General features: G+C 60.4%; 18 protein-coding genes. 8 read left to right on the plus strand and 10 right to left on the minus strand.

The features are described from left to right. Positions 1–46: 46 nt before the first annotated feature. The gene (locus PSFL_RS06725; RefSeq protein WP_397469834.1) at positions 47–934 is read left to right on the plus strand and encodes a LysR family transcriptional regulator; all 888 of its coding nucleotides are present in this window, start codon (positions 47–49) and stop codon (positions 932–934) included. Between the two features lie 157 nt (positions 935–1,091). Here PSFL_RS06725 and PSFL_RS06730 read toward each other — a convergent pair whose 3' ends face one another. From PSFL_RS06730 to PSFL_RS06760, 7 genes are all read right to left on the minus strand, one after another. Then, entirely contained in the window at positions 1,092–2,951 is a 1,860-nt protein-coding gene (locus tag PSFL_RS06730; RefSeq protein WP_315492812.1) for a DUF3857 domain-containing transglutaminase family protein, read from the minus strand. A gap of 151 nt (positions 2,952–3,102) precedes the next feature. Next, entirely contained in the window at positions 3,103–4,200 is a 1,098-nt protein-coding gene (locus tag PSFL_RS06735) for a DNA alkylation repair protein (RefSeq protein WP_120733544.1), read from the minus strand. Positions 4,201–4,318: 118 nt separating this feature from the next. Further along, complete coding sequence (locus tag PSFL_RS06740) at positions 4,319–5,665, minus strand: glutamine synthetase family protein (RefSeq protein ID WP_170045452.1); 1,347 nt, start codon at positions 5,663–5,665, stop codon at positions 4,319–4,321. Between the two features lie 22 nt (positions 5,666–5,687). After that, complete coding sequence (locus PSFL_RS06745) at positions 5,688–6,245, minus strand: helix-turn-helix domain-containing protein (protein ID WP_057439438.1); 558 nt, start codon at positions 6,243–6,245, stop codon at positions 5,688–5,690. A 133-nt stretch (positions 6,246–6,378) separates the two neighbouring features. Then, entirely contained in the window at positions 6,379–7,272 is an 894-nt protein-coding gene (locus PSFL_RS06750) for a M48 family metalloprotease (RefSeq protein ID WP_115128537.1), read from the minus strand. A 20-nt stretch (positions 7,273–7,292) separates the two neighbouring features. Further along, on the minus strand, positions 7,293–7,898 hold the full coding sequence (locus tag PSFL_RS06755) for a LemA family protein (protein WP_057444126.1): 606 nt from the start codon (positions 7,896–7,898) through the stop codon (positions 7,293–7,295). An 83-nt stretch (positions 7,899–7,981) separates the two neighbouring features. Then, positions 7,982–10,141, minus strand: coding sequence for a WG repeat-containing protein (locus PSFL_RS06760; protein WP_170045451.1), 2,160 nt, complete (start codon positions 10,139–10,141; stop codon positions 7,982–7,984). Between the two features lie 130 nt (positions 10,142–10,271). On the opposite strand from PSFL_RS06760, the gene PSFL_RS06765 reads away from it, so the two are divergent. Beyond that, positions 10,272–10,577 (plus strand): RcnB family protein, encoded by a 306-nt coding sequence (locus tag PSFL_RS06765; protein WP_057959123.1) that lies wholly within the window; start codon positions 10,272–10,274, stop codon positions 10,575–10,577. Between the two features lie 176 nt (positions 10,578–10,753). Further along, positions 10,754–11,944 carry an MFS transporter gene (locus tag PSFL_RS06770; RefSeq protein WP_057959124.1) on the plus strand — a complete coding sequence of 397 codons (1,191 nt, stop codon included), beginning with the start codon at positions 10,754–10,756 and terminating at the stop codon, positions 11,942–11,944. Positions 11,945–12,092: 148 nt separating this feature from the next. On the opposite strand, the gene PSFL_RS06775 is transcribed toward PSFL_RS06770, so the two are convergent. From PSFL_RS06775 to PSFL_RS06785, 3 genes are all read right to left on the minus strand, one after another. Continuing rightward, positions 12,093–12,341 (minus strand): DUF1652 domain-containing protein, encoded by a 249-nt coding sequence (locus tag PSFL_RS06775; protein ID WP_057439435.1) that lies wholly within the window; start codon positions 12,339–12,341, stop codon positions 12,093–12,095. An 11-nt stretch (positions 12,342–12,352) separates the two neighbouring features. Further along, positions 12,353–12,604 carry a CsbD family protein gene (locus tag PSFL_RS06780; protein ID WP_057439434.1) on the minus strand — a complete coding sequence of 84 codons (252 nt, stop codon included), beginning with the start codon at positions 12,602–12,604 and terminating at the stop codon, positions 12,353–12,355. Between the two features lie 132 nt (positions 12,605–12,736). Next, positions 12,737–14,233, minus strand: coding sequence for a PAS domain S-box protein (locus PSFL_RS06785; RefSeq protein ID WP_057439433.1), 1,497 nt, complete (start codon positions 14,231–14,233; stop codon positions 12,737–12,739). 211 nt (positions 14,234–14,444) lie between these two features. Here PSFL_RS06785 and PSFL_RS06790 point away from each other — a divergent pair, with 211 nt between their 5' ends. The 5 genes from PSFL_RS06790 to PSFL_RS06810 all read left to right on the plus strand — a co-directional run bounded on the left by PSFL_RS06790 (position 14,445) and on the right by PSFL_RS06810 (position 18,741). Next, complete coding sequence (locus PSFL_RS06790) at positions 14,445–15,413, plus strand: hypothetical protein (protein ID WP_170045450.1); 969 nt, start codon at positions 14,445–14,447, stop codon at positions 15,411–15,413. Between the two features lie 79 nt (positions 15,414–15,492). Further along, a complete protein-coding gene (locus PSFL_RS06795; RefSeq protein WP_057439431.1) occupies positions 15,493–16,119 on the plus strand; it encodes a hypothetical protein in 627 nt (208 codons plus the stop codon). Between the two features lie 78 nt (positions 16,120–16,197). Beyond that, a complete protein-coding gene (locus tag PSFL_RS06800; protein ID WP_057959126.1) occupies positions 16,198–16,542 on the plus strand; it encodes an FKBP-type peptidyl-prolyl cis-trans isomerase in 345 nt (114 codons plus the stop codon). A 148-nt stretch (positions 16,543–16,690) separates the two neighbouring features. Beyond that, positions 16,691–17,911 (plus strand): putative DNA modification/repair radical SAM protein, encoded by a 1,221-nt coding sequence (locus PSFL_RS06805; protein WP_115128533.1) that lies wholly within the window; start codon positions 16,691–16,693, stop codon positions 17,909–17,911. Beyond that, positions 17,908–18,741, plus strand: coding sequence for a TIGR03915 family putative DNA repair protein (locus tag PSFL_RS06810; protein ID WP_057439426.1), 834 nt, complete (start codon positions 17,908–17,910; stop codon positions 18,739–18,741). Before PSFL_RS06805 ends, PSFL_RS06810 begins: the two co-directional genes overlap by 4 nt. Positions 18,742–18,777: the final 36 nt, after the last annotated feature.

Raw genomic sequence — 18,777 nt, forward strand, 5'->3', positions numbered from 1 at the left:
TGCGTTTTTAAACAGCGCTGCGCTCATGGCCGAGAGGGGAGGTGACATGTTCGACTGGAATGACCTGCGGTATTTTCTTGAGTTGCAGCGCAGCGGGCGCCTGCTCACCGCCGCCCAGCGCCTGAAAACCACGCATGCCACTGTGGCCCGGCATATCGAGGCCATCGAGAAAAGCCTCGGCACCGCGCTGTTTGTGCAGCATGCCCAGGGGTACGAACTGACGCCATCGGGCGAAGCACTGCTCAAGCATGCCGAAGCCATGGAGAACGTTGCACTGCTCGCCGAAGAAGAGCTGACCCATTCCGCCGCGCCCCTGGGCAAGATTCGCCTGGGGGTCGCCGAAGGCTTGGGGGTGATGTTCCTTGCCAGCCGCATGGGCGGCCTGTTCGAGCGTTATCCGGGGCTGGAAGTGGAACTGGTGGCGGTGCCGCGTTTTGTCAGCATCCTCAACCGCGAGGCGGAGATCAGCATCCACCTGGAGCGCCCCAGCGTCGATCAACTGGTCACGCGCAAACTCACCGACTACCGCCTGGCCCTCTATGCCAGCCGCAGCTACCTGGCGCGCACGCCAGCCATCGAGAAACGCGAAGACCTGGCCGCCCACGCGTGGATCGACTACGTCGACGACCTGCTATTCAGCCAGGAACTGAAACTCCTCAGCAGCTTTTGCCGCAACCCCCGGGTGGTATTCCACAGCACCAGCGTCATAGCCCAGCACCAGGCGGCGCGCTCGGGGTTGGGGATTGCCGTGTTGCCGTGTTTTGTCGCCGCCGGGGACCCGGACCTGGTGCCGCTATTGCCGGAAGAGGGCATCCAGCGCAGTTACTGGATCAGCTCCCGACGCGAATTGCACAAGTCGGTGCGGTTGCGGGTGTTGTGGGATTACGTGGTGGAGTTGTGTGCCAAGGAGCAGGGGCTGCTGTTGGGCGCGTAGCGAAGGGCAAGGGGGATCTACAGAGATCATATGTGGGAGCTGTCGAGCCCTAGCGAGGCTGCGATGGCGGCGGTACTGCCAGCATTGATGTTGACTGACCTGCCGCCATCGCAGCCTCGCAGGGCGAGACAGCTCCCACATGGGACTGTGTGTGGGCTTAGAGTTTTACTGTCTGGTGTACCTGTTCACCACACGCACGAGCATCGTTGATCATCTTTTCAAACGGCGCGCTGACGATTTCATCATGGCTCAACCAGCGCACTTTCTGGGTCAACCGGTAGTGGTAGCGCAAGCCATCCTTGAGCTGTTCGCCATCGAGTTCCAGGTCATACCACGGCGAGTGGATCTTGCAGCCTTGAACAGGCTTGTCCATCTGCCCGCCGGTCAAGGTAAAGGTGTAGTCGACGGTGTCCGGGTTGCCCATGTACAGGTCGCCCCGTTGCCCGTTGCGGCGGTAGTTGAGCAGGCCGTCCCATTTCTCTTTGAGCGACTGGTCGGTGTAGACGTAGCCTTCGTCGAGTTTTTCCAGGGCGCCCAGGTCGGTCATGCTGGCCTTGACCGTGTAGCTGTCGGGCTGCACGAACCCGGTGGGCTGGCGGGTGACCTGGCAATCGCTGATCTCGCGGCCAAAGTTGTCGCAGATGTTCTGGTCGGTGGCGGTAGCCCCCTGTTCGCGATCAGCCATGCTCAGTTGCATCAGGGGCAGGCGGCTGAAGGTGACGCTGGCGCGGGTCGTGCCATTGCCCTGTTTGTCGTAATGCACCTGCTTGTCCAGGCGGATGCTGGTGTCAGGGCGTGCCAGGGGGATATGTTCCTCACGCACCCGGCCCTGGGCATCGTTGACCAGTACCCAGCGGTCCTGGATATCGGGCAGGGTCTGGCCTGGGGCGAACACCGGGTTGGTCGGGTCCAGCCACCACACCTGGCCGGCCACTTCGGCGCGCACGATGGCATGGTTGGGCGCACCGGTGCCCGGCACCAGCAGCGAATCCACTACATCCCCACGGCTGACCCAGGCAGTCTCGGCCTTGATCCCGCTGGCCTTGAGCATGGCGGTGAGGAGGATGGACAGGTCCTTGCAGTCGCCATAACCGTGCTGTTCGATCTCCTCCAGGTTAAACGGCACATAGCCGCGATCGGTGGCACGCCAGTCACCCAGGTAACGGTAATGGTCGTTGATGTGCTGCATCAGGCCGGCCACTTGCTGCGCCGGGTCCAAGCCCTTCACCGCAGCTACGGCGGCGGCACTGTCAGCCGGCAGCTTGGCCGCGAGGATCTGGTTGTAGCGCTGGGCAAAACCGCCGAAATGTTTTTGCACATCGAGGCTGCTGCCCACTTCGATCCGTGGGATCAGGCGGATATAGGCGTGGCCCGATTCGTTGATGTAGTTGAGATAGGTCGGCGTCTTTTGCTCGATATCCAGGGTCTTGCGATTGACCGAGGGGGTAATGGTGAAGCCGTCCATCAACTCGGCGCGCCACTCGATCGGCCGTTCTGCGGTGAAGCGCGCCTTGAGCCGGTCGCGCCGCGCATTGCTGGGGCCGAACTGCAGGGCGTAGTGGAACTCGGTCATCAGCGGCTTGGCGGGGTGATGCTCGCGCACGGTGTAGCGGATCTGCGTGCCGACCCGCAGGTTGGGGAATGCCAGGGACGTTTGCTTCAGCCTGGAAAACCCCTGGTCAGGGTTGGGCGCGGTGCGCGTGTCGATCTGTGCTTCGCCGAGCAGCTGTGGCTTGCCGCCGGGCTGGGTGGACTCGGCGTGCAGCACTTCAAAGCTATCGCCTTCGGCATAGTTGAAGTCGATTCGCGACAAAATTTCCCGGCCGCTGGGCTTGAGAATGGTATAGCGGTAGGTGGTGGTGCAATCGGTGCTGGCATCACGGTTGAAGTGGCAGTGCAGCTCGGATTCGTTGGCAAGTGCAGCTTCGGCCATGGGTTGCAACGCGGCATGAGCAGTGTGCGAAACAAGCCCCAGACTGGCGCAAATCAAAGGGCAGTAAAACGAGAAACGGTGCATGGGCGCCTCAGGTGGAACATTGACACAGATACCCTGGCGGGTACCAAGAAGGCGGCAGATGATAATTGATCGCAACACCAAAAACCAGTATTGTCGGACAATAAATATCGCTGAAAGGCCCGAGATAGAGCCTTCGTCTTGGTAAAAGTGGTCAGTCGAGCAGCTCGAAGTCGCTGCTGGCCAGGCGTTCGCCGTTCACCAGCACATGCACCGTATGCCGGCCGGGGTAGTGCTTGCGCGTGGTCATATCGCGGATATGTTGGCCACGCAGCAGCGTATGCCGTTCACCCGCGCCGAGGGTAAAAGCCTTGAGCTTGAACACTTTGGCGGCGCTATGGCCTGCGCTTTTTACATAGTCGATGGCGTAGTCCACCACCAGTTTTTGTGGGGCGCTGGTGGTGGATTCGAGGCTGAACGACAGGTTGATCCGCTCACCCAGGCGAATCACCGGGGGCTCGACCTTGAACTGGTGGATTTTCACCTCGGCCCGCGCCCCGGCCCCCATGATCGTCAGCGCGCGGGTATTGCCTTGTTTGATCAGGCTGCGCAGGGCGTGGCGGGCGATCCAGGCGGTGTGGGGGTTGTCCAGGGACCAGCTTTCGATGACATCCAGCACCCAATCCGGATGGTCCTTGGTGATGTCATTGAGGTGGTTGGCCACAGACTTGCGTACATACAGACTGCTGTCGGCCTTGAGGTTCTCCAGGATCGACGCGCACAGGCGCGGATCGGCCTGCACCTGGGCCAGGCGAAACGACCATGGCAACCTCGGCCGCGAGCCCTCGCTGGCGAGGCGGCGTACGTGCTCGTTGTCATCCAGCGACCACTGCTGCATCACCGCCAGGGTGCGTTGGAAATCCTTGAGCAGAAAGGCCCGCACAGCAAATTCGGCAGAGCCAAATGTGGTGAAGTACTTGAGCGCCGCCATTGATCGCTGGAAATCATCCAGGCCATAGCTGGCCACATAATGCCCGAGGAACAGGCTGACAAAACCACTGTTCAGGCGCGGGGCCAGGGCATACAAATGTTCGAGGGTTTGCGGGTAGTCCAGGGGCATCACCGCGTGCAAGCTTTCACTGACCCGGGCCATGCGCTGCATGACCGACAACCCGGCCAGGTCACGCTTGGCGTGCTTGAGAAAGCCCTGGGCATCGAAGGGCGGGTACACCGCGCTCATCTCATCGGCGATGTGTTGCAGGCGTTCGACGTTGAAGATTTCCTTGAGGGCAGGGGCGCTTTGGTCGGTCATGGGCAATCCGCAGGAGAGGGCGATGGTCGGGCTTTTTCAAAGTAGCACCTTACTCAAGGCCGCGAAGCTCAAAATGTGGGAGCCAGCTCCCACAAGGAATATGCAGGGTGCTCGGTATCTACAGGTACCAGCGATATTCCCGCGCATTGATCTCCTGCTGGAAGGCCAGGTGATCCTGGCGTTTGTTTTCGCAATAGACGTCGACAAACTCCGCCCCCAAGCCCTCGCGCAGGATCGGTTGTTGCTGCATGGCGCGCACCGCCTCGAGCATTTCCAGGGGGAAGTCATGGCCGCTGGTGCGGTCTTCGTTCAGCGGTGCGATAGGCTCCTGTGCGGCGTCCAGGCCGTGCTCCAGCCCGACCAGGATCGCCGCCAGCACCAGGTACGGGTTGGCGTCGGCACTGGCCAACCGATGTTCGATCCGCAGGTTGCGCGGGTCGGACTCGGGAATGCGCACGCAGGCGTCCCGGTCCTCATAACCCCAGCAGGCCTTGGTGGCCGCATTGACCGTGCCGCCCAGGCGGCGGAAGGCGTTGTGGTTGGGCGAGAAAATCGGCATGCAGTGCGGCAGCAGTGCCAGGCAACCCGCCACCGCGTGGCGCAACGGCTGTTGCTGGTGCGCCGCCAGCAGGTTGTTGCCGGCGGCGTCATACAGGCTCACATGCACATGCATGCCACTGCCCGGATGTTGCAGGTAGGGCTTGGCCATGAAACTGGCGCGATAGCCATGCTTGAGCGCCACGCCACGGGTACTGCGGCAGAACAGGGCGGCCCAGTCGGCGGCGCGCAGGCCATCGTCGAGGTGACCAAAGTTGATTTCAAACTGGCCGGGGCCCAGTTCGGCAGTGATCACCGTAATGTCGATCCCCTGGGCCTGGGCGGTCTGCACCATATCATCGAGCACCGGCGCAAAACGCGACAGCCGCTCGATATGCAGGGTCGGTTGGTCATCGGGGTCGTCGCTCAACGGGTCCCGGGCAAATTGCGGCAGGCCGTCGTTGAGCTTTTTATCGAACAGGTAGAACTCCAGCTCAAACGCCACCACCGGGTGAATGCCCTTGCGGTGCAGGCGCTCGAGGACTTTGGCCAGGACTTCACGGGGTTCGAATTCGATGGGGGCCTCGGTGCCGTCGGAGGTGATCAGCATTTGCCCCAGAGGCTGGGCTTCCCAGCTCACCGGCTTGAGCGTGCCGGGCACCAGGCGGCGGTTGGCGTCGGGGTCGCCGTCATGGAAGCAGTAGTCGCCAATCTTGAACAGACCGCCCTGGGCGCCCAGCAGCACGGCGTTCTGCGGCAACTTCAGGGGGCTGCCGGCGGCGACTTTTTCCAACATTTCAATCGGGTAGCGCTTGCCGTAGAAACGCCCTGGGATATCCAGGGCGATCAGGTCGACATAACGTACATCCGGATGGTTCTGGCGAAAGGTCCGTACTTCGGCCAGTAACGTGGAGGAATGGCTTTTCACGGGTGACGCTCCTTGGTGTGCCTTAGTTGTAGACCCACAGCACGCGTGCCGGCAGGTCGGTCAGGTTGCCGTAGCGGCAGTGGGCAAAACTGGCGAGGTGAAAGCTGTCGCCCGGGCCGAGAGTCACCGCGTCGGCCTCGCCTTCGACCCACAGGGTCAGGTGGCCTTCGAGTACATAACCGGCCTGCTCGGCGCGGTCGCTCATGGTCTGCTCGCCACTGTTGGCGCCGGGTTCGAGCAGGCTGTCGAGGATCGAAAACGCCCCCTGCATGCTGGGGGAGACGAGGATGTCGGTGATGCCGTTGGCGTAATACACCGTGCGCCGCTCGTTGGGGCGGGTGACCCAATCCACCGCCTTGGGTTTGGGCACGCTGTAGAAATAAGTGGTGGGCACATCGAGGGCATGGCTGATGGCAGTCAGGTCCGCCACGGTAGGTCGCGACAGACCCCGCTCGACCTGGGACAGGAAACCTACCGAACGCTCGATCTTTTGTGCCAATTGAGTGAGGGTGAGTTTCTTATGCTTGCGCAGATCGTGGATCAGGGTCGCCAGGGCGGCAAGTTCTTCTTGTGGTGTCATGAAATTTATGTCGAGAAATTTCATGAAAACTTACAGGAAATATTTCACGCCGGCAATGGTGGAACCCCGTCAGTTTAAAGCGCGGGTGTTTCAAGCCCTTCCGGCATCCTGCATCTCACCTCGGGGATTCCAATCATGGAACCTCGGGGTATTCGCCATCCCAGTCGGGATCAAGGCGCCAGATGCGCTTTTCCAGAGGAGGGTAAGGTGAGTCCAGGCGTTGTTCGAGATTTTTGAACGGCGTTGCGAAAAACATCTGAGGGCAATCTTCCTTGTCACGATATCCAATGAGTGCGCCGTATTCATGCCCGCCAATTTTCCTCAGGGCGCTTGCTACGCTCTGCGGGTTACGTGTGAATTGCGCAGCGGCGGCGTCGGCCAGGTACTTTCGCTGGCGACGGACGCGGGACATGGCAAGGAACATAAGGAAGATCCAGCCCAGACCAACGGGGAGCAAGGATGCGGAGCTCAAACCGATGATTAAAACCAACAGGCCGGAACCTAAGTGTACCCCTTTCATCCGTGTATCAAGACGCATGTCGTTGCTGTGAATCGCGCTGAACAAATGGGCGATAACGCCTTGCATTTCTTCACGGTCGAGAATGGCTGCGGCGCCATAGGTCACACCCATGACCGAGTCCTGCGGGGTGCGTCCGGCGGCAAAGGCGTTGATGCCATCGGCATCAAGCAGGTAAACCATGGGCACCGGGCTGCCGGAGGCGATGGCCATTTCCTCGACAATATCCAACAGCCAGCGATCATTCTCATGGGGATCCAGGCTGATCAGATACCCGCCGTATTGTTCGGCAATGGCGCTGCCGCCGTCCTTCAGCTTGCGGTTTAGGAACCAGTAACTTACCGAGATGAAGAGAAGCATCGCCACACAGATTTCGGCCCAGCCCACGTCGTCGATCGTCTCGGTCGATAGGCCCCATAGCAGTGCCGGGCCGAGCACGATGACCGAGGTCAGCAGCGTGTAATACCTGGAACCGCGCCGAGCTCGATCCTGGTGCGCAAAAAAATTCATGCGGCCATCCGTGGCTGGAATCAGGTAAAGGATACGGTTGGGGCGTTTTGAATCTGCTTGCTGTCTTCAAACACCAGCAAGGTAGCGTCCGAGCCATGTCCGACGGCATCGGCCATCAAGATCGTCGGGAATTGCTGGCGGAAGATGTTGTATTCCATCACCGCGTCGTTGAAAAACTGCCGTGCATACGCGATGCGGTCTTCGGTACTGGTCATTTCATCGTTCAGTTGCATCATTATTTCTGATGCTTGCAGGTCAGGATATTCCTCAAGCGAAACATTCAGGTTATCCATTGCAGTGTTAAGTCGCCCCTCATCTTTGCCTAACTGCACGATTGACCGGGCACTGCCCGGTTCTGCTGCCGCGAGCTTGAGGCAGGCGGCGGCGACGTTGCGGGCCTCGGTGACGGCCACTAGCGTGCCGCGCTCATGGTTCATGTAAGCCTTGGCGGTCTCCACAAGATTGGGGATCAGGTCATGGCGCCGTTTGAGTTGCACTTCGATCTGGCTGAACGCGTTCTTGAATCGATTTCGCAAAGTGACTAGCGAGTTGTAGAGACCGATCAAGTAAAGCGCGATCACACTTAGAGAACCGATCAAGATGACCCAGAAAACGGCGCCGAACATTGGATTTCCTTATCTGTAGGATTAAAGGCGCTGATCATAGCGGATGTCGCCCGTATCGAGCTGCCTTGTCAGAAAGATATGGCTTACTCGCGCTGGTAGGAGTCCACCTGCACCCCGTCAGCATCAAACACATTCACCCGGTTCTCGTCTTTCACATCCCAGATGCTATAGGTCGCGTCGTTACTGTTGTACGGGAAGCTGTACTGGGTATACGACCCCAGTTTTTTCACCACGCGGTTGTTTTTGTCGATCAATACCAAGCCTTCAAACCCATCCATTTCTGCCGAGGCGAGGTTCTTCTGGAAGGGGTTGAGTTTGCTGTAGGTCACGGGCACGCGCAGTTTGCCGTGTACATCAATGGCGCCATAGCGGCTGCCCTTTTGCACCACCGCCATGCCGTTGGAGAACGGGTTGACGTCATCGAATGGCAGGCTCAAAGGCAGCGCCTTGCCCTGTTCGTTGATAAAGCTGTATTTGCGGCTGCCACGGTCCTGGATCAGCAGGGGCTGGCCCTGGACAAACTGGCCGAAGACGGTCGCGCCGGGTGGGTTGAGTTTCTTCATCTGCAGGTTGTAGACGTCGGTCTGTTTCTGGTCGGCGGAGGTGGCGTAGATAAACTCGCCGCTGCCGTTGATTGCGGAGTAGCGCGGTGCCAACAGCTCCTTGCCGCTCAGGCTCCAGGCGCCGTACAACGAGTTCGAGCCATAGGTGGTCTCGCCAGGGCGGGCGATGAACACGTTGCCGATCACACTGGGGTTGACGTACTTCATGGGCACCACGACCTGTAGCTTCTTCACGTCGTAGACCCCATAGGGGCCGTTGGTTTCACGCTCGACAATCATTAGGTCGTCGTTGACCGCGCTGTCTATGATTTCGAAGGGCAGTTCTTTCAACGTTTGCGTACCGGGTACAAAGGCAAAGTACTTGAACTGCAATTCGCTCCAGCCCTCGCCGGAGGATTTTTCGCCGACCATGATGTGGTACACACCGGGCATCTCGGTGGTATCAATGCGCTTGAAGCGCGGCTTGACCACCCATTGCCCCTTGCTGTCGATAAAACCGCTGCTTTCGCTGGCGCTGTCGTAGGCGATGTAGCGCTCGCGAGGGGTGGTGCTGTTGTGCATGTCCCAATCAAGGGTTTGGGGTTGGAGCGGGTCCAGCACGTAAATCACGATGCTGGCGGGGGTGTCTTCGAATTGGTAGGTGGCCTGCACGTTACTCAGCTCGCTGTCGGAGCTGGGCAGGTTGCTGGCGAACTGTTCCAGATGATCCTGCACCGCCGCGGCACTCTTGAAGTCGGCGAAGTTGTCTTCCATACGCAGCAGTTCGTTGTAATAGGCCCGCAGGTTGGCCTTTTGTTCGGCGGTGGGCGAGGAATTGGAGCTGTTGCCGCCGCTGTACAGGGTCTTGCCATCGGCCGTCAGGCCCTGGATCACATAGGATTTGTTTTTCGGCGTTGCCAGTTGCAAGGAGGCGCTGGCGTCGCCCAGATGGGTCAGTTGGTACACCTCGCCACCCTCGGCGGTGGCTTTCGGGTGGGCCCGGTCCAGGACGATTTTATTGAAGCCGGGGTAGGCCTGATACGTCAGGGCCAGGCTGATGCGTTCCAGGGGCTTGTTGAGCTTGAGTTCGGCCTGGGTGGTGTCCTGGTCTTGCTCCTCACTGTCCTCATCCTTGATCGCCACCTCGGCGAACGGCTGCTGCGAGCCGTCGCGAAAGTACAGGGTCTGGATGCGATAGCTGGCTTCGGTCTGCTGATCGGGCAGGGCCCCGCGCTTGAGCACCTCGCGAATCGCCTCGACTTCCAGCTTCAGCCCGGACGCATTGTCGAAGAACAACTGCTGGAACTGCCCCGGTGTACGCTTGAGGTCGGTCAATGCCGCCTTCAGTTCGGCGGCGGGGAAGGGCACGAACGGCTCCTCATAGTTCAGCTCTTTCTGTTCGCCTGGTGTAGCGGTGGCCGGGCCGATTTCCAGGCGCATGCTTTCGAGCATGGCGATGCGGTTGATGCCGTCGCGCATATCGAGGATCAGGTAATTCAGGCGTTTTTTTGCTTCTGGCAACGGCAGGTCCCGGATGCCATCCACACCGCCCTCATTGAGTTGCGCTTCGCTGTATTCGGGACCGTCAAGCAGGCCGTGGGTGGCGCGGCGGTCCAGCAAGTAATAAGTGGCACCGCCAATCACGGCGATCACGATCAGGGCGCTGGCCAGCAGTTTGGTTCGGGTCAGGGCTGTTTTCATTGTTATCGGACTCGATGGAGGGCTGGCGCAAGATTAGCAGGCACCGATACCCGTGGCTGTATTGCCGGTGAATGATTGCAGGGCCCTGCTGTCGGAACCTGGGTACGCATTATTTACTGAAGGAATACCCATGAAAGCAACGTCCCTGATTGCCAGCCTGCTGGTTGCCGCCAGCCTGTCCACCGCCAGCGTTACCGTGCAAGCCGAGGACAATCCGCAGAAAACCGTGGAGCCTTCGAACATCAACACCCGAGACTTGAAAGTCGGAGACCGTGCGCCGGATATCCTGGTGCGCAAGGAGTCGGCCCTGGGCGACTGGAAAAAGCGCGGCCTGAAACCGCCCCACGACGACAGCCAGTGGGCGCGGATCAATGATCGTTATGTGCTGGTGAAAATCACCAATGGCACCATCCTCGACATCACCCCTGCCAAATAACGGGTGTGGGGGGAAACGGGCTGATGCCGCTTTTCCCCCCTTCGCTGCGCGCATTTAAAAATTGCATGCACGAATGCATAAAACAGTCTTTTTTGCTGCTCATCCTGAGGTAAGGTAGCTGCGCAATGCGCCCGTCATGGCGTGTGCTACGACTCTTTTCAGGAAACGAGAGCAGGATGCTGAAAACAATAAAAAACTACCCCCGCAGCGTAAACCTGCTGCTATCGGCCACGCTGGTACTGACCCTGGCCAAGGCGATCACCTTTCCGTACATGGTGATCTACCTGTCCAGTCACTTCGCCCTGGGCATCAGCCAAGTGGGCCTGGTGATCGGCAGCTCGTTGATCGTCGGTTCCCTGTTGAGCGTGTACGGCGGTTTCCTCGTGGACCGGGTCAATAGCTACCGGCTGTTGCTGGGCCTGAGCCTGCTGTTCGTCCTGGGATTCGTCGGCACCTTGCTGGCTCGCGAGCTATGGCTTTTCTACAGTTGCCTGATCCTGATCAACTTGGCGTATGCGGTGATCGATGTCGCGGTCAAGGCCGGCTTTGCCAGCCTGTTGCCGGTCGATGCGCGCAGCGAAGTGTTTTCCATCAAGTACACCCTGACCAATATCGGCTACGCGGTAGGGCCGTTTCTGGGGGCGATGGTGGCCAAGGTCGATATGAGCTTGCCGTTTGTCTTGTCGGTGCTGCTGGGGATGGGGTTCTTCCTGCTGTACTGGCGCTGGGGCGACCGCAGCCTGGCCACGGTGGACGCCGCGCAAAAACCGGTGCCGTTCCTGGCGGTGGGCCGGGTATTGCTGCGCGATCATCGCCTGGTGTGCTTCACCCTCGGCGGCCTGCTCAGTGCCGTGGTATTCGGGCAGTTCACCGCCTACCTGTCGCAGTACCTGGTGACCACCTCGGACGCCGAATACACCTACACCGTGATCAGCGCCATCCTGACCACCAACGCCCTGCTGGTCATCGCCCTGCAATACGTGATCGGTCGGCAGATCAGCCACCGTCACCTGAGCCGCTGGCTGATCTTCGGGCTGGGCATGTTCATGCTCGGGGTGATGGGTTTTGCGCTGTCCACCAGCGTGTGGTGGTGGGTGGTGTCGATGGCGATCTTCACCGTGGGGGAGATCATCGTGTTTCCCGCCGAATACATGTTTATCGACCGCATCGCCCCTGACCACCTGCGCGGCATGTACTACGGTGCGCAAAACCTCTCCAACCTCGGCGCCGCACTGGGGCCGGTGTTGTGCGGCCTGGTGCTGGCCAGCCTGCCGGCGCACTACATGTTCTACATGTTGGCGGGGTTTATCGTGGCCGGGGGGCTGTTCTACTTTATAGGGGCATCGTTGAAGCCACGCCCGCTGTAGACAAGGCCAAAGCAGCGGAGCTGCGCCCCTGTGGGAGCGAGCTTGCTCGCGATGGCGGTGGGTCAGTCAAGTCACTGTTGGCTGTCTCACCGCCATCGCGGGCAAGCCCGCTCCCACAGGGGTAGGCGTCCCTACAGAGGGGGTGTTGTCAGATGGAGAGCGCGCCGCCCACGGTGTTGCTGTGCAATTCGTAGCGCAGTTCCTCGACCATCGTTGCGACGTCCTCCGGGGTCTTGAGTTTGTTGACGCTGATCCCGGTGACCACCAGGTCCACGCGGCCGCTCTGGGCGTCAAACACTTTCAAGGTCAGTGACGAGTCGCGGCACAGGGTGAATTCGCAGGTCAGCGGCAACAGGGCTTCTTCGATGCAATTACGCAGTTGGGCCAGGGTAAACATGCCAGCCCCCATCAACGACGACGCAGCAACAGGCCCAGCACCAGGCCCACGCCAGCAACGATCGCCACGGTGGCCAGGGGCTTGCGCTGGGCAAAGTCACCAACAGTGTCCAGCGCATCGCCATAGGTCTGTTGCAATTGGCCGGCCGCCTGGCGCGCTACGCCCTGGGCCTGCAGTTGTTCGTCGTCGGTCATTTCGCCGAGAAAGTCCTGAGCCTTGCCCACGGCTTTTTTCACGCGGCCGGTGACTTGTTCACTGTTCATGCTGCCTCCTTCAAGGGCAAAAAACTCGCCATGACACAGGGCATCAAACCCTGTGCCTACCCTTCAAGGTTAAGCAGCCCATCGCCCGGCAATAAGGCGAATTTGCACTGGTCGCCCTAGTGCATTTGCACCTTATTTCGCACTTTTTGCCCGCCGTTCCCCGGCAAACAACCCGCGTTCCCTGGCCCAGACGATGGCGGCGCTGCGGCTGTGCACGTTGAGCTTGGAGTACACCGTGGCCACATGATTGCGCACGGTATTGGGTGCCAGCTTCAAGCGCGAGGCGATTTCCTTGTCGGCCAGGCCTTCGCAAATCAGCCCCAGCACATCCCGCTCGCGGGCGGTCAGGTCGGTAAAGGCGATGGTCGTCAGGTTGGGGCTGTTGACGCTCTTGGCGTTGGCCAGTTTTTCGATCAGGGTCTGGCTGAACCAGGACGCGTCCTTCATCACTTCCTCGATAGCCGACACCAACTCCAGCTCCGAGCGTTTGCGCTCGGTGATATTCATCATCACCAGCAGGTAACAGGTCGTGTCCTGGATGCTCACGGTGTCGGCCGACACCACGCAATCAATCACCTCATTGCCTTTTTTGCGGATTTTCAGGTCCTGGCCGTCGAGGTTGCCGGCTTTTTCCAGAGTGGCGAACAACTGCGTGCAGGCCTCCTTGCTGTCGATGAAGTCGATATCGCTGATGGACTTCCCAATCAACTCTTCGCTGGTGTAGCCGGTGACGCTCATGAACGCGTCGTTGACGTCCACCACCTGCTGATTGTCCGCGTCGCACACCAGGGTCGGCACCGGCGTCAGTCGGAAGGACTTGGCAAACCGCTCCTCGCTCTGGCGCAGGGCGGTTTCGGCCTTGCGCCGGGGCTCTAGGTCAGTGAAGGAAAACAGCATGCATTCCTCATCGTTCATATCCAGCGGCTGGCCGGCGACAATTACCAGCTTGCTGCCGCCTTCGGGCAGTTTCAGCTCGGCTTGCATCTGCGGGATGGTCGCGCCTTCGCCCAGGCGCTGGATTGCCAGCTCCTTGCGCTCGGCCTGTTCCAGCACGTCCAGTTCGTACACAGAACGGCCGATCACCTGGTCGCGGTTGTAGCCAGTCATCTCCAGGAAGCCCTGGTTGACCTTGATATAGCGCAGATCGCTCAAGCGGCAGATCACCGCCGGCGCCGGGTTGGCGTTGAAGGTCTTTTCAAAGCGCTGCTCGGCGCTGGCCCATTCGGTGGCATCGCTCAAAATCAGCACCAGCAGTTCCGGCTTGCCGGCGCTGTCGGTGAGCGCCAGGCTGCGCAGGCGGTGGACCCAGGTGCGGTCGGTGTCGGCGCTGGGCGTGACTTCGACCACCACATCACTGAACTCTTCGCCGTTTGCCACCCGGCTCAGCGGATAGGCTTCCAGGGGCAGCGGGTGATTGTTGCGGTAGCGCAGGGCAAAGCGCTCGGCGTATTCGGCGGTGTTGGCGCCGAGCCCGGCAATGTCATCCAGGCCATGCATGGCCAGCGCGGCTTCGTTGGCCCAGAGAATGCTCTGGTCGATCTCGGCGAGAATCACCCCATCGGACAGTCCGGAAATGATCTGCTGCAATTGGCGGCGATTGGTTTCTTGGGCGAGAACGGCCTGGCTCATGGTTTCTCCAAAATGGCTACATAACGACATCGGCGCCTGCAACAGGGCGTGTCTGGCTTGTGTGGAGTACGACAACTGGCCTTGAGCATAGTGCAGACCGATTCAGCTTGACGGGGTGCGAATGCACCAGTCGTCCTAGTGCATTTGTGCCGAGACCGCAGGCGTCGGCCTGGACAAACTGAAGGTCTACTCATTTGTCCAAGGAACGATTATGACCCCCCTCTATGAAACCCATCGCTCGCCTTTTCGTGTGTCCTGGGGCTCGGTACTGGCCGGCAGTGCAATTGCCCTGGTGACCTACCTGGTACTCAGCGTACTGGGCACCGCCATCGGCGCCAGTGCGGTCGACCCCATGGCGGCAGGCAACCCGTTGAGCGGCTTTGGCACTGGCGCCGGGATCTGGCTGTTTGTGTCCACGCTGTTGGCGATTGGCGTGGGCGCCTTTGTCGCCGGCCGCACAGCCCCGGATCGTGGCGGCTTGCATGGTGTCCTGAGCTGGACCATCACCACCTTGCTCACCACGTGGCTGCTGGCGGCATTGGCCACCAGCGTGGTCGGCGCCGCGGGCAATGTCGTAGGCAAAGGCCTGTCGGCGGCCGGTAGCGGCATTGCCGCCGTGGCCCCCGGCATCAGCGACAGCGTCAAGCAGCAGTTGGACGAAAAGGGCATCAGCCTGGATTGGGATAGCCTGCAGGGCGAACTCGACACCTTGCTCAAGCAAAGCGGCAAGGCTGAACTGGATCCGGCTAACGTCGAGCAAACAGCTAACCAGGCAGCGGCAGACGGTCAGCAATCGGCCACTGATGCCGCCACCAACCCGGCCCAGGCCGCGAGCGAACTCAAGCAATGGTTCGAGCGCGTCAAAGCCTCTGGTGAGCCGGCGTTGAATGCGGCCGACAAAGAGGCGCTGGTGAACATCGTCGCCGCCCGTACTGGCAAGAGCCAGGCCGAGGCCAGCCAGATTGTCGAGAACTATGCCCAGGCCTATCAGCAGGCCGTGCAGAAAGTCGAAGAACTCAAGGCTCAGGCCGAACAAAAGGCCCGCGAGGCCGGTGAAGTGGCGGCCAAGCAACTGTCCCGCGCGGCGTGGAGCACCTTGTTGATGTTGGTACTGGGTGCCGCATTGAGCTTTGGCATCGGTCGCCTGGCCATTTCGACCCGCAAAGTGCCCGTGGCTTGATCAAGGCCCACTGATTCGTAACCGCAACACCTTGCGTGAGCGCGTAAACTGTCTGCTTTTTTCGCGCTCACGCAAAGGTATGCTTTTGACCCCGGTAAAAACCACAGCCCTCCTGCTATTCACCACCCTGTTGGCGGCGTGCGGTACCTCGCCGCCACGCACCCCTGACGACATCTGCGGCATCTTCCGCGAAAAGGACGACTGGTACGACGCAGCCAAAGTCACCCAGAAGCGCTGGGGTGTGCCGATCCAGGTGCCGTTCGCCATCATGTATCAGGAATCGGGCTTCCGGCAGAACGCCAAGACTCCGCGCAAATACCTGCTGTGGATCATCCCCTGGGGCCGCGTCAGCACCGCTGCCGGCTACGCCCAGGCCAAGGATGAAGTGTGGGGCGACTACCAGAAAAGCACCGGCCGCAACTGGGCCAGCCGCCAGGACTTCGACGACGCGATCGACTTTGTCGGCTGGTACATGGACAAGACCGCCAGCATCAACGGCGTATACAAATACGACGCCTATGGCCAGTACCTCAACTACCACGAAGGCTGGGGCGGCTACCGGAATCGCACCTATGCCAGCAAGGCGTGGCTGTTGCCGGTAGCCGGCAAGGTCAAGGCCCGTTCCGATCTGTATGCGCGCCAGTATGCAGGGTGCAAGGCGGATCTGGAGCGGGGGTTCTGGGGGCGGTTTTGGCGGTGGTTGTGAGGTCCGACTATTCCGATGCTTGCCAAAAACCGCTGATTCTGGGAAAACCCGAATCTGTTGAACCCAACGAGATCCCCCATGAGCAACGAAGAACTACAAATCACCGACATCCGCCAAGGCGACGGTAAAGCCGTGGTCAAGGGGGCGCTGATCACCACTCAATACACCGGCACCCTGGAAGACGGTACGGTGTTTGATTCGTCCTGGGAGCGGGGCAAGCCGTTCCAGTGTGTGATTGGCACCGGGCGTGTGATCAAGGGGTGGGACCGGGGCTTGATGGGGATGAAGGTCGGCGGCGTGCGCAAGCTGTTTGTGCCGGCGCATCTGGCGTATGGCGAGCGGGCGATGGGCGCGCATATCCAGCCCCATAGCAATCTGCATTTCGAGATTGAGTTGTTGGAAGTGCTGACGCGCGACGATTGAAGGCTCGGGGTCGCTCAACTGTTCTTGATATGTTTGAAAAAACGTCGGCAGCTCCCACAACTATTTGTTCTACCGTTCGCCGATCTCTCCTTGAATGCCGGGTATCGCTGCTGATACTGTACAAAAATACAGTATCCGGTGGCCCGCCATGCAGTTGATCGAAAAACTCAGCATCCTCGCCGATGCGGCCAAGTACGACGCGTCTTGCGCCAGCAGCGGGGCGCCCAAGCGCACCTCCGAGGGCAAGGCCGGGCTGGGTTCGAGCGATGGCATGGGCATCTGCCACAGCTACACACCCGATGGGCGCTGTGTGTCGTTGCTCAAGGTGCTGCTGACCAATTTCTGCCTCTACGACTGCCAATACTGTGTCAACCGCCGCTCCAGTGACGTGCCCCGTGCGCGGTTCAACCCGGAGGAGGTGGTGAGCCTGACCCTGGACTTCTACCGGCGTAATTGCGTCAGCGGGCTGTTTCTCAGTTCGGGGATCATTCGTTCGGCGGACTACACCATGGAGCAACTGGTGCGGGTCGCCAAGTTGCTGCGTGAGGAGCATGACTTTCGCGGTTATATCCACCTCAAGACCATCCCCGAAGCGGATCCTGCATTGATTGCCGAGGCCGGGCGATATGCCGATCGCTTGAGCGTGAACATTGAGTTGCCCACCGATAAAAGCCTGCAGATCCTCGCGCCGGAGAAACAGATCGGTTCGATCAAGCAGGCGATGCAGACGATTTTCACCGGCGAGCAAACCGTGCTCAACGAGCCCCGGGCACCGCGGTTCGCCCCGGCCGGGCAAAGCACGCAGATGATTGTCGGCGCCGATGACACCGACGACAGCACCATCCTGCACGGTGCCGAGGCGCTGTATGGCAACTTCAAGTTGCGCCGGGTGTACTACTCGGCGTTCAGCCCGATTCCCAATAGCCCGAAAAGCGTGCCCCTGGCGGCGCCGCCGCTGATGCGCGAGCACCGTTTGTACCAGGCCGATTTCCTGCTGCGCAGTTATGGCTTCCGCGCCAACGAACTGTTCGCGGGGCCGGGGGATCTGGCGCTGGATATCGACCCGAAGCTGGCCTGGGCCCTGGAGCATCGCGAGGTGTTCCCGCTGGACCTGAACCGTGCCGAGGCGACGTTGATCGCGCGTATCCCGGGGATTGGCCTGCGTACCACCGAACGCCTGGTGGAGCTGCGCCGGCAACGCAAGATCCGTTTTGAAGACCTGGCGCGTATGCGCTGCGTGTTGACCAAGGCCAAGCCGTTCTTCATCACCAGCGACTACCACCCCCAGCAGGCGGAAAGCACCAGCGTGCTGCTGCGCGAGCAACTGCGCGACCGCCCGCAACCGCAACAGATGGGGTTATGGGGATGATCAGCCTGGAATGCGACAACCTGTTCAGTACCTGGCGCGAGCAGGCGCGCTGGCTGCTCAGCCATCAGATCGACCCCAGCCATGTCAGTTGGGGCGAAGTGGAAGTGGCGGACCTGTTTGCCACCGATGAACACTACCCCACGCACAATGGCCCGTTCCAGGCACGCATTCCCAAGGCGCTGCTGGAGCTGCTGGAAAGTGCCGCCTGTTACCACGGTGAGCAGCGCTGGAGCCTGTTGTATGAAGTGCTGTGGCGCGTCAGCCATGGTGACCGCACGGCGATGATGGCGGGGGATCAACTGGGCAGCGAGTTGCAACGGCGGATCAAGCAGGTAAGGCGTGAGGCCCACCATCTGCATGCGTTTGTGCGTTTTATCGCGCTGCCGGCGGCGGCGGGGCCGGAGTTGCCGGAGTACGTGGCCTGGCACGAACCGGCCCACGATATTTTGCACAGTGCCAGCCAGCATTTTGTCGGGCGCATGGGCCGTCATCGCTGGATGATCGCGACGCCCCTGGATGGGGTGTATTACGACGGTGAGCAGTTGATTCATCAACGCCAGTGCCCGGAGCAATGGCAGCAGTTGGCGCAGAATGTCGAAGATCCACACAGTGCCATGTGGCTGACCTATTACAGCCATATCTTCAACCCGGCGCGGTTGAATCCCAAGGTCATGGAGGGGCACCTGCCGAGCCGGTTCTGGAAGAATTTGCCGGAGGGTAAGTTGATACCGGGGTTGATCAGCGAGGCGCGGACGGGGAAGCAGCGGGATGGGCAGGCGAAGCTGATTGGTGAGCGCCCCGGCAAGCGGATTTCAGGCGGGCACGGTTAAAACATGTGGGAAACATATGGGAAGCATATGGCGGGC

Origin of the sequence: Pseudomonas sp. DD1, from assembly GCF_044510355.1 — a bacterium.
Classification (GTDB): domain Bacteria; phylum Pseudomonadota; class Gammaproteobacteria; order Pseudomonadales; family Pseudomonadaceae; genus Aquipseudomonas; species Aquipseudomonas shahriarae.